This is a genomic window from Cytobacillus sp. IB215665 (assembly GCF_033963835.1).
GTDB lineage: Bacteria > Bacillota > Bacilli > Bacillales > SM2101 > Nanhaiella.
Genome location: NZ_JAXBME010000010.1, coordinates 50,603 through 62,608 on the forward strand (window position 1 = coordinate 50,603; position 12,006 = coordinate 62,608).

9 protein-coding genes are annotated in these 12,006 nt (G+C 33.2%); 7 read left to right on the forward strand and 2 right to left on the reverse strand.

From position 1 onward, the window contains the following. Window positions 1-112: 112 nt before the first annotated feature. Entirely contained in the window at window positions 113-949 is an 837-nt protein-coding gene (locus SLH52_RS12985; protein ID WP_320209702.1) for a putative glycoside hydrolase, read from the reverse strand. A gap of 452 nt (window positions 950-1,401) precedes the next feature. On the opposite strand from SLH52_RS12985, the gene SLH52_RS12990 reads away from it, so the two are divergent. The 7 genes from SLH52_RS12990 (at window position 1,402) to SLH52_RS13020 (ending at window position 11,336) form a co-directional block, all read left to right on the forward strand. Beyond that, a complete protein-coding gene (locus tag SLH52_RS12990) occupies window positions 1,402-2,103 on the forward strand; it encodes a hypothetical protein (protein ID WP_320209703.1) in 702 nt (233 codons plus the stop codon). A 235-nt stretch (window positions 2,104-2,338) separates the two neighbouring features. Beyond that, a complete protein-coding gene (locus SLH52_RS12995; protein ID WP_320209704.1) occupies window positions 2,339-3,802 on the forward strand; it encodes a methyl-accepting chemotaxis protein in 1,464 nt (487 codons plus the stop codon). 118 nt (window positions 3,803-3,920) lie between these two features. Next, entirely contained in the window at window positions 3,921-5,540 is a 1,620-nt protein-coding gene (locus SLH52_RS13000) for an ABC-F family ATP-binding cassette domain-containing protein (protein ID WP_320209705.1), read from the forward strand. Window positions 5,541-5,810: 270 nt separating this feature from the next. Then, window positions 5,811-6,662, forward strand: a complete 852-nt coding sequence (locus SLH52_RS13005) for an AraC family transcriptional regulator (RefSeq protein ID WP_320209706.1) — start codon at window positions 5,811-5,813, stop codon at window positions 6,660-6,662. Window positions 6,663-6,763: 101 nt separating this feature from the next. Then, window positions 6,764-8,248 (forward strand): amidase, encoded by a 1,485-nt coding sequence (locus SLH52_RS13010; protein ID WP_320209707.1) that lies wholly within the window; start codon window positions 6,764-6,766, stop codon window positions 8,246-8,248. 285 nt (window positions 8,249-8,533) lie between these two features. Further along, window positions 8,534-10,501: a translation factor GTPase family protein gene (locus SLH52_RS13015; protein ID WP_320209708.1), complete on the forward strand. Its 1,968-nt coding sequence runs from the start codon at window positions 8,534-8,536 to the stop codon at window positions 10,499-10,501. 700 nt (window positions 10,502-11,201) lie between these two features. Further along, window positions 11,202-11,336, forward strand: a complete 135-nt coding sequence (locus SLH52_RS13020; RefSeq protein ID WP_320209709.1) for a hypothetical protein — start codon at window positions 11,202-11,204, stop codon at window positions 11,334-11,336. 110 nt (window positions 11,337-11,446) lie between these two features. On the opposite strand, the gene SLH52_RS13025 is transcribed toward SLH52_RS13020, so the two are convergent. Beyond that, entirely contained in the window at window positions 11,447-11,584 is a 138-nt protein-coding gene (locus SLH52_RS13025; RefSeq protein ID WP_320209710.1) for a hypothetical protein, read from the reverse strand. Between the last annotated feature and the right edge of the window lie 422 nt (window positions 11,585-12,006).

Genomic DNA, 12,006 nt, shown 5'->3' on the forward strand with positions numbered 1-12,006 from the left:
AATACGGACACATCTAAAGTTTGTTCCATCTTTAATTAATGACGATTGTATAAAACTATTTCTTGTAGTGTTAATCAGGTAACAATTGCAATGTAGAGTATTAAGGTCATCTTTAGTTCATTTCATCGTATATACTACTTTCATTTTTGAAAGGAACAAACTGTTGTTGCTTGCTATATTTAACGCCTTTATTATCAGGTGCAACTGTAAAAACTGCAACTTTTTCATTCTTTTTTATATCTTTAAAAAATGCAATCCATTGTTGCCCCCAGGAACTATTCTCTAACTTCCTTTTGTCAAAGTCTTCCCACATGATTCCATCCACATAATCCTTTGAGGCTTCTTTAAACGTTTCAAATCCCCAATTTTGTAACAACAGCAGGTCTGAATGTTGTTCATTGACGGTATTCAGCAGCTCTACATAGCTATCACGAAGCTTATTAGCAATATGTGGTTGATCATAAAAAAAGTCATCGATATCACCAATTGTATCTATAAAAATACCATCAAGGTTTTTTTGGATGATCTCAATATGTATTTCGTCTATTAATAACTGCTGATAATGTGGTTTTGAAATATCCATTAAATATGTATCCCAATCTTCAACGTATACTCTCTCATTATTAATGATTAGGTAGTCATCCTGTTGTACTTTTGTTACAAAATCTTCATTCCATGTTGCTAATTCCATCATGCTAATATAACCTAAAACGATTGTTCCGCTATCTTTAATTGTTTGAACTTGTTCTGTTGTCATTTGGTGAGGTTCTATGATGATTAAATCGTATGAACTAAGTTCCTTAACAAGCTTGTCGTTTACATGGCCATAATATATGACATAATCTTCAACATTCATTAAAGCGTTTTTATGCTTTGCGCTTAGAGGAAAGTATAGTGTTATGAAACTTACAATAATGAAAATGGCAACAAATATAACTTTTTTCAACATTCTAGTTCTCCTTGGGGAAAAGTATCTTTCTGAGGTTATGCTATTTATCTAATATAGTACTTTTATAGTAACAAGAAATCAACATAAATATAGGATATGTCACCAGTATTAGGAAAGTACATAAACGTCAAGAAGATTGTGAGATTTTTGTGAGTGTTATTTGATAGAATTTTTATCATGTATAGGAAAATAAGGTTATATTTTGTATAAGAAATGTAAATGTTATCGCAATATTTAATTAGTGTCCGTAGCATCTTTTTTATTTTTAAAAGATAACAGTTCTATATAGCATCATCTGGTTGTAACTAGGAACAAGTGACAACGGACCAGATCGCTTTTTTTAAAGCATTTTAATATGGATGATTTAGCCATACAATTATAGCTTAATCCTTAACAAAGTTAATAAGTGTATAACAATATAGCCATTTTGTTTTAACAAAGGAGATTAGAAAGTGAAATTTAAATTAACAAAGAAAGATATACAGCTTCAAAAAGAATTTGAATCTGGTTATGCTCATTTATTACGATCGATCTATCAGAAAATAAAAACGATAGAAAATAACATAGGAGTATTAGCTATAGATGATATAAGAGAACAATTAAGAGCTGCTGAAATTAGTTATTACGTTATTAATGATACTTTGACATATACGATGTTAGATTCAAAAGAGATCTCTTCGTTAAACAAAGATATAAAAGAAAAAATATTAGAAATTATGACAAAATATACTGTAAATGAACAACGAGTGAAAATACTAGATCAAATGAGAAAAGCGATTAAACTTGATAAACAAAAGAAAATTGATAGTGTTCGATGGTTATATACTGAATTAAACTTAATCCAGCTTGATGGCATTAATGAACAACAAGAAAGTGACAAAGAGTACTATAGTAACGCTATGATTTATCCAAGTCATATAAAAACTTTTGAGAAATTTATTGAGAATGCTAGATATGGTCGAGTTGATGTTGCCTATTTGGAATTAATTAATTTTGTAGATAATAGTAGAATGGATATTACTGACCCTATTAGTAATTTCGAGAAAGTTATTATTAAAATAATGTGTGAAATGCTCTTTGAATATTCCGATGATGAAGCTGTTTTTCAAAACGGATTATTAGTAGAAACCTCTCGTTCCAAGAAGGATAGTTAATAATTACTTACTGTCCAAAGTTAGAGGCTATGAGAGGTATTGACCTAGCTTGTGTTAGTAATGTTTTGTTTTAGTTAAAAAGCTGATTAATTAAATAGTAGATACGATGTAGTACAGAATTCATTTGTTGAGTGGATTTCCTCTGTTATCCTTTGGATATCATTACAAACGTTTACTAGAGTTCAGTCATATAGTAAAATATACCTATATCAAGCTATTTAATGGGGGACATTTAATGATTGCTTTAGAACAATTACGAAATACTGATTTGAAAAAGAAAAATGCCTTAATGTTAATAGTAATTGCAATTTCTTTACTAGCAACCATAGGGAAAGCCTTATCAACACAGCAAATGCCAAAGACCATCTATTTTGGGCTTGAGCTAATCTTGCTCATCCTATTGTTTGTGGTTATCCATTTATTAATTAAGAAACATAACCTATTCCCAGCTATAGCCTTAATCATTACTTATTCATTTACTATTGGTTACATTTTCTTGTTTGGTATTAATATAGATGTCATTGTTGTGCTGTTATTTCTAAATTTGGTTTCAGCTATTCACTTAAATAAGTTGTATTATATTTTAGGTTTTATTTTAGGTGGAATTGGTTTAATTACCACGTTAATCATATCTCCAGCTGAACAAGGTTTAGTAACCATATTATTAGTACATATTTTAAGCGGGATTGCTCTTGGAGTGATTATTCATTTAAATAACAAACTGTTTTATCATTTACAACAAGTTCTTACACAAGTTGAGAAAGAAGCTGAGCATAGGAGTATTCAGAAACAGCATATGGAGACAAATGTGGCTCAAATTGTAGATGCTATTTCTACAGTAAATAACCAAATTCAAACGAGTTTAACTTCGCACAACGAAATGAAGATAGCAATTCAAGAAGTTTCTGCAGGAAGTCAATCACAATCTGAACAAATTAGCGATGTTGCTCATATTTCATTAGCAACGATGCAATCTATGGATCAGTTGCATCGTTTAACGGCGAATTTACAATCTGAAACAGAGCAAACTAGTGTAACTGTGACTGACGGCTATTCCACAATTGAAAACTTCCAACAGGAAATGGATCGTTTAAAGGAGACGATTACTGATTTACAGCAAACCTTTCATGTTCTTTCTGAAACGATTTCAGAAACCAATGATTTAACCTCAACCATTGATGGGATAACTGGACAAATTGGTTTATTGGCACTAAATGCATCTATTGAAGCTGCTAGAGCAGGGGAAGCAGGAAAGGGATTTTCGGTAGTAGCATCAGAAATTCGTAAATTAGCAGATGTAACGAAAGAGACGACTGAAAAAATTAATATAAACCTTACAAAACTCAACGAAAGTAACGATAGTGCTGTAGGTAAAATGCATGAAAGTAGTACTAGTATTAATCAAGGTGTTGAATCTACTCAAGTTGTTTCTAATATTTTTAGAGACGTAAAAGATACATTAGAAAAACGTACTGATGAATTTATTGAGGTTACTCGTTTTGCTAATGATATGAAAGAAAAAACAACCGATGTGGAGCTTTCAACAAATGAGTTAGCAGCTATTATCGAACAGTCAACAGCTAGCTTAGAGGAAATGAGTGCTACGATTGAAACATTAACTACAGATAATCAAAAGATTGCTGCTATCATGAAAGATACAACACTTAATGCGGAAAAGATCAAAAATACGTTTAAATGAGAAATACGTAGATAACGCCAATTTTATGGCGTTATCGTCTTTTTTAATATCACTCCTAGTAGTTTATAACTGACGATGATATAATAGTAAGGATGTATTATAAAATGGAGGAACGTAAATGATTACAGTTACAAATGTAAGCTTACGTTACGGTGACCGTAAGCTATTTGAGGATGTTAATATAAAATTCACGCCTGGTAATTGCTATGGCTTAATTGGAGCAAATGGTGCAGGTAAATCAACCTTTTTGAAGATATTATCTGGAGAAGTTGAAGCGCAAACTGGTGATATACACATGACACCAGGTGAACGTCTAGCGGTGTTAAAGCAAAATCACTTCGAGTATGAAGAACATGAAGTTTTAAAAGTTGTTATTATGGGGCATGAACGATTGTATGAAGTGATGCAGGAGAAGGATGCTATCTATATGAAGGCTGATTTTTCAGATGAAGATGGTATCAAGGCGGCAGAGCTTGAAGGTGAGTTTGCTGAACTAAATGGTTGGGAAGCAGAGTCAGAAGCAGCAACATTATTAAATGGACTAGGTATTGGTGAAGACCTTCATGCGAAGAAAATGAGTGATTTAGCAGGTGGAGAAAAAGTAAAGGTTTTATTAGCGCAAGCACTTTTTGGTAAACCTGATGTTCTATTACTAGATGAGCCTACTAACCACCTTGATATGAAAGCGATCCAATGGTTAGAAGAATTCTTAATTAATTTTGAAAATACCGTGATTGTTGTCTCACATGACCGTCACTTTTTAAATAAGGTTTGTACACATATGGCAGATTTAGACTTTGGGAAAATCCAAATCTATGTAGGGAACTATGATTTTTGGTATGAATCTAGTCAACTTGCCTTAAAAATGGCTCAGGATGCTAATAAGAAAAAAGAAGAAAAAATTAAAGAATTACAAAGCTTTATTGCACGTTTTAGTGCAAATGCATCTAAATCAAAACAAGCTACCTCTAGGAAAAAGCTATTAGACAAAATTTCTCTTGATGATATTAAACCTTCATCTAGAAGATATCCGTTTGTCGGCTTTTCGCCAGAAAGAGAGATAGGCAACGACCTCCTACGAGTAGAAGGCTTGACAAAGACACTTGATGGTGAAAAAGTACTTAATAACGTTAGCTTTACAATGAACAAAGATGATAAAATTGCGCTAGTAGGTCGTAATGAAGTTGCGAACACGACGTTACTTAAAATTCTGATGGGTGAAATGGAGCCTGATAGCGGCTCGTTTAAATGGGGAGTAACTACTTCACAAGCTTATTTTCCTAAGGATAACTCAGCATTTTTTGAAAATAGTGATCTTAATTTAGTTGAATGGCTACGTCAGTTTTCACCACAAGATGAAAGTGAAAGTTTCCTACGCGGTTTTTTAGGTAGAATGCTATTCTCTGGTGAAGAAGTATTGAAAAAGGCTAGCGTTTTATCTGGAGGAGAAAAGGTTCGCTGTATGTTGTCAAAAATGATGCTTAGCAGTGCAAATGTATTAATTCTTGATGAGCCAACGAACCATCTTGACTTAGAATCTATTACAGCAGTCAATAATGGTCTCATCGCCTTTAAAGGATCCATGTTGTTCACGTCACATGATCATCAATTTGTTCAATCGATTGCCAATCGCATCATTGAAGTTACACCGAGCGGAGTTATTGATAAACAAATTACTTTTGATGAATATATTGAAGATGATGAGTTGCAACGTCAAATTGCAACTATGTATAAATAATTATATAAGTGGAAGTGGAAAGGATAGATAAAGTATACACGTCTATCCTTTTTTCTTTAGGTTCTTGTCATAAGCCTTGTCGTAATTGAAACTAAATTGGAAACAGCTTATTGTGATTTTAGCGGTTACCATTATTAAAAAGATACCGTGAACGTCAAATGAATACTTGTTTAATGTCTTTCGAAAAAACAAAAATTAATAGTATTAACCAACCTTTCTTTCTGTGCTGATCAATTCATATGAAAAAAATTTTACATGAAGGGATTGTTTATGGAATATATAGAAAACCTTTCAAAAACTATTAATTACATAGAAAATAATTTAACAAACAAATTGACGATAGAAGATATTAGCCGTTTTAGCGGTTACTCAAAGTTTCATTTTCAAAGACTATTTCATCAAGTGGTTGGGGAAACTGTAGGTCAATATATAATGAATAGAAGATTAGCTGAAGCGGCTACCCTTTTAGTGAACGATTCTATGAGTATTTTACAAATTGCTTTACAGCTCGGGTATGAATCACATGAAGTTTTCACTAGGGCTTTCAATAAAAGGTATAAAATGAGCCCATATCAATTTAGACAAACTGGAGTAACAACAGAATTTATCTACAAAAATCCAATTGATGTACAATATCTTACAAATAAAAATAATAATATATTAGGAGATATTGAGGAAGTTATGTTGGAAGAGCTTCGACTTACAGGCTATATGGCATCAAATACATCACATGAAGAAATATATGCAAGCTGGTCTAAACTACGTAGGGATATCGATATATATGATAAAAGAGATATGTATGTTTATGGCGTTTTGCATTATCCTGAGTCATTTGGATTAGAAATTGATTTTAAATATATAGCTGCTGTTGAGAAAGCTGAAATTGTACAACTTCCTAATCAAGAATTAAAGGAAGTTATATTGCCTAAAAATAATTATCTCATTTTTACTCACCAAGGATTGGCAAAAGAGTTACCACTATCGTATGAATACATTTATGGGGTATGGTTACCAAAGTCTAAATATCTTGCTAATGGCTTATTTGATTTTGAGAGGTATCGTTCTTTTGAGGAAGGTACAAAACAAACGATACAAATATGTATTCCAATTACAAGTAAGTAATGTGTCTTATACCTTATGCTTAAATATGGGTCACTTTAGCATTAATCATCAAGTTTTTGTTTCTTTTTACCTTTATCTTTAATATGAAGGGAGAGAGGAACATGACACGAGATGATTTTTTATTTTTTTCAGCAAATAAGATTGCTAAATTAATTGCAAATGGGGAGTTGACTTCTGAGCAGGTGGCACGAGAGATCGTTCGAAGAATTCAACAATTTGATGTGAGTGTAAATGCAGTTGTAAATGTAGATGTTGATCAGCTGATAAATAATGCAAAAAAAGCAGATCAACTTTTGAAAGAAGGTACGAAGCTTGGTCCTTTACATGGGGTTCCGGTAACATTAAAAGAATCGTATGCAGTCAAAGGAATGAAAACAACAAGTGGCTTTATGCCACTCAAAGATTATGAGACAAATTTTGATGCTACTGTTGTACGCCGGTTAAAAGAAGCTGGAGCCATTATTATAGGTAAAACTAATGTCCCACCTTTACTAATGGATTTACAAACAGATAACGACATATACGGAAGGACCAATAACCCTTGGGACTTGAAACGTACCCCTGGTGGAAGTAGTGGTGGTGGGGCTGCGGCAGTAGCAGCTAGTTTTACCTTTTTAGATATTGGGAGTGATATAGGAGGGTCTTTAAGAGTGCCTGCACATTATTGTGGAGTGTATAGCTTAAAACCGACAGAGCACTCAGTGTCATCCTTCGGTCACTTACCTATGGAGAATGCAACACAAGCAAACTATCGTTCATCAAGGCATTTAGCTTGCTACGGACCTATAGCTAGGTCTATTGATGATTTAATTTTATCTTATGGTATCATTGCTGGGACAGACAGTAATGACATGAAGGTACCCAGCTTAGTTACTGAAAAACAGATTGAAGTAAAACTAGCAAACGTTAAGATAGCCTGGATGGATGAGCTACCAGATGTTCCTGTCAGTAAGCAAATGAAAACTTCCATCCATCAATATGTGAAAAAGCTAGAATCCGTAGGCATACAAACTGTTAAAATAGAGCAGTTTCCAGTGAGTACTAATAAAGTTTGGGAAACGTGGGGCAAAATCATTGATGCGGAATTGAACTCAAATCAACCTGCCTTATTAAGGAAACTTGAACACTTAATTACTAAAAATATTCAACGGAAATACCCGACATCTAGTAAGTTGATGCCACTAACCTTTAAAAACTATATGAGAACGTTAACTCAAAGGGAAGATCTCATTTCATCATTTGATATGTTTCTTGACCCTTATGATATGTTTATTTTACCTGTTAGTGTTACACCAGCATTCCAGCATATCACAAAAGAAAAAATGATCGGGTATCAACCAATATATAAAAAACCTGTGTATGTTGATGAAAAGCCGATGGATTATTGGCAAGCAACAACTGCATATACGAATTTATTTAATGTTTTAGCAAATCCAGTAGTGACGATTCCAATTCAGCTAATTGATGAAAACCTACCGATTGGTGTACAATGTGTGGGGAAAAGGTGGCATGATTATCAATTATTGCACATCATAAAGCAGGTTATCATGGAATTAAATATAGATATTCCTAGAGTTTCATTTTAGAACAAGGGGTACACAGGTTAAGTTAATAGGAAGTTTAGATGAGAAAATAATACCGATATGAAGTTGTTTCACAATGACATTGTCTACTAACAGCTGATACAATATGAAATGAAGATATTAGTGAAGGGCTCTTTTTGTAAACTTTGTTACTCTTGTTTCTAAATTATAATATTTAATGCAAGTTGTTCTATTATAAAATGCGCTTTATACATTAATTTTCTTTTAAGAACAACGATACATGTGATAAAAGCCAAGTAATAAGATGATGAAATAGGTGATCTAGAATTGTTAACCTCTCAGAAAAGAAGAAATATCGGTATTTTTGCACACATTGATGCTGGGAAAACAACTACAACAGAACAGATGTTATATCAAAGTGGTCAAATACGTTCCTTAGGTAATGTTGATACAGGCACGACCCAAACTGACTGGCTAGAAGTTGAAAAAGCAAGAGGTATATCAGTTACTGCTGCAGCAACTGAATTGACTTGGAAAGATACGGTTATAAATATTGTTGATACTCCAGGTCACGTTGATTTTTTGTCAGAGGTTGAACGTAGCCTACGAGTCATGGATGGAGCAATACTTATCATCTGTGCAGTAGAAGGTGTTCAACCTCAAACAGAAGTTGTTTGGCATGCACTTCGTAAGCTTAACATTCCAACATTAATTTATGTTAACAAACTTGATAGAATTGGAGCAAATCCCCGTCGAGTTATGGCTGAAATTCAACGTAACTTAACTAATTCTTGTGTGCCTATACAATTTGCGCAAGGGTATGAACACACTTTTACAGGTGTCACCTCTTTGTTAATGAACGATGAACATGATTTCTATGAGCAGCTTGTTGAAGCTGTATCAGAACATGATGATTCGATCTTACATAAATTTTTAGAAGGAGAAGGAATAACAAACGACCTTTTAAAAGAGAAAATCAATTTGTTAGCTGCAAGCTGTGATTTATTTCCTATTTTGTTTGGTGCATCAAATAAAGGTATTGGGATAAAAGAACTTATGGATGCCATGGTCGATTACCTGCCTCAGCCAAAAGGATCAAAGAATGCCCCTTTAGCTGGGGTGGTATTTAAAATAGAAAGAGATAAGAAATTGGGCAGGCTAGCGTACGTTAGGCTTTTTGAAGGAAGCATACAAAATCGGAATACGATCACAAATGTTACTCAAAATATTGAGGAGAAAGTGACTCAAATTCGTAAAGTCAAAGGTAACAAAAGTGAAGATTTACGAGAGCTTCAAGCAGGTGATATAGCTGCGCTGACTGGATTGAATCATGTGATGATAGGTGATATATTAGGCGGTACAAAAGGGATTCCACAGCACCCTCATATGGCGGTACCTCTTCTGACTGTAAAAGTTGAATGGGAAAAAGAAGGGGATTATCCTGCTGTTGTAAAGGCGTTTCAGGAGCTTGTTGATGAGGATCCTTTATTAGATCTACAGTGGCAACAAGAGGATAGAGAGCTTCATATTAAAGTGATGGGGAAAATTCAGCTCGAGATTCTTAAATCTATTATGGAAAACCGATATCAGCTGAAAGTTGGATTTGGACAACCTGCTGTTATTTATCAGGAGACACCAAGAAAATCAGGTGAAGGACTTATCCGCTATACGATGCCTAAACCATGCTGGGCTGTATTACGTTTTAAAATAGAGCCAGGCGAAAGAGGAAGTGGGGTTATCTATCATTCTGTTGTGCGCAAAGAAGAATTATTAGAACGCTATCAAAATGAGGTGGCTAGAAGAATTCCAGAAGCTTTGGAACAAGGGTTATGTGGTTGGAATGTAGTGGATCTAAAAATTACCTTAATTGAAGGAGAACATCACGTTGTCCATACACACCCTCTTGATTTTGCTGTCGCGACACCTATGGGTATCATGCAAGGGTTAAGTAATACAGGTACGAAGTTACTAGAACCTATGTTGAACTTTAGAATATCTGTGCCTGAACAATTTGGAGGGAAGGTGCTTCATGATCTATCATTAATGCGGGCAACATTTGATTCACCAAATCAATTTGAAGATCGAATGATCATAGAGGGAATAATACCATTGGCGACTTCTATGGAATATGCGGTTCAATTAGCGTCTTATACAAAAGGCCAAGGGACAATTACGACCAATTTTCATAGTTATCAAGAATGTCCCGAAGGAGTATTGGCTACAAGAATACGAAGAGGAGTAAACCCATTAGATCAGTCCAAGTATATTTTAAGTGTAAGGAAGGCATTGTCGTAGCACGGAAAAGTAGGTTTCCGATAATTTGTTTTACTTAAAGAATTTTATCGTAAGGATCTTTTTGTAAACAACGTTAAATATGAGTGGAAGTATGTTTATATGATTTCTATAGTTTTAAGAGAAGGAAAAATGCCTCAATCTCTATTGAATACTTAATATCCTCATAGAACGAAAAATAACCTTCTTATAAATAACAGTTACAACATGGCAATTAGGCTTTGTTACTTACTTTTGTTTGTAAGATGTATTTCAAGCGCCCACCATTTAGGTGGGGTAAAAACTTTATTAACAAAGTCAATGAGTAGTATCGAAATGTGATGAACAACGCATTGATAAGGAGATGTTAATAAATGACCGCTTGAATTAAGCCCATAAAATCAAATTATGGGCTTTTTTAGTTCCTTATCTTTTTTAACTAACAACTTTTTTATTTTTGAAAATATAAAAACCGAAAGAAAAAATAATGAAACTAAACCAAATATGGGGTTATCAAATATAGGATAATTTGTTATACCTAGATTAAAAATAAATTCAATAATGATAACAATTCCCCACACGCTAAGAAAAAGGGTGGTTACTTTTTCGAGAGAATTAAACATTTAATAAAGTCCTTTCTTTACATTCATCACTATATAATTCTTTAAATGTTAAGAAATTCCTTTAAAATATTTAGCTTTAATGAAGGATTGGATTAATAGGTATGATCACTGAGATCAATGATAATTTAATGGCAACTGATAAAATTAATGTTTCTACAAACAGTGGAGACGAACTTAATAAGCATAGTATTTTAGAGATATCAAACGATGTATTAAAAACAGGTTCGAGAAAATAACTTATGTATGTACTAGATGAAACACACAAGTTTTATAAGACTTAATAGCAAAAACGTTTGCTAATAACACCTATAAAAAATCTGAAGGTGAAAAAAACGATACATGTTTGCTATTTATTCATTTTTGATTCATTGATGGCGTTCTTAACAGCAAGTTTAATCACCCAATATAAAATAACCATTCCGACTATAAAAGAAAGGAAATTAAAAAATAACCCCATCAATGGTGTAAATGCATCAAATCTCATTTTAAAACACGCTCCTGTTAAAAAAGTTGATGTGAAAAATAAACATATTGTCTATTATAACAAAAGGACACTTGAAAAGGTGTAGATTGAGTATTCAACCACGATAATATTGTATATAAAACTATTATTTGAATAATTATGAAATTATCTACTCTCTAACATGAACTAAGCCAATTGTTGATGAAAGCCATACTGATCCATACAAAAAAGCTATGCTTCCAAATACAAAAAAACACTAATGGTTAATCTTTAAATAAACCTAGTCACTCAAAAGGAGCAAAAAAATTAATAAAAAGGAAAAAACTAGAATGAAAACATAGGAAATAGACTGAGCGTTTGTAAGTTCCTCTATGTTAAGGTTCTAAATTTCTTTGTTAGAAGGTTTTTCTGACATAATACACCGCTATATGGATATTTATAAC

What these genes read in the sequence shown, in the direction of transcription:
- SLH52_RS12985 (WP_320209702.1), bottom strand. Translation starts at nt 949, where the DNA reads ATGTTGAAAAAAGTTATATTTGTTGCCATTTTCATTATTGTAAGTTTC.
- SLH52_RS12995 (WP_320209704.1), top strand. Translation starts at nt 2,339, where the DNA reads ATGATTGCTTTAGAACAATTACGAAATACTGATTTGAAAAAGAAAAAT.
- SLH52_RS13000 (WP_320209705.1), top strand. Translation starts at nt 3,921, where the DNA reads ATGATTACAGTTACAAATGTAAGCTTACGTTACGGTGACCGTAAGCTA.
- SLH52_RS13005 (WP_320209706.1), top strand. Translation starts at nt 5,811, where the DNA reads ATGGAATATATAGAAAACCTTTCAAAAACTATTAATTACATAGAAAAT.
- SLH52_RS13010 (WP_320209707.1), top strand. Translation starts at nt 6,764, where the DNA reads ATGACACGAGATGATTTTTTATTTTTTTCAGCAAATAAGATTGCTAAA.
- SLH52_RS13020 (WP_320209709.1), top strand. Translation starts at nt 11,202, where the DNA reads ATGATCACTGAGATCAATGATAATTTAATGGCAACTGATAAAATTAAT.
- SLH52_RS13025 (WP_320209710.1), bottom strand. Translation starts at nt 11,584, where the DNA reads ATGAGATTTGATGCATTTACACCATTGATGGGGTTATTTTTTAATTTC.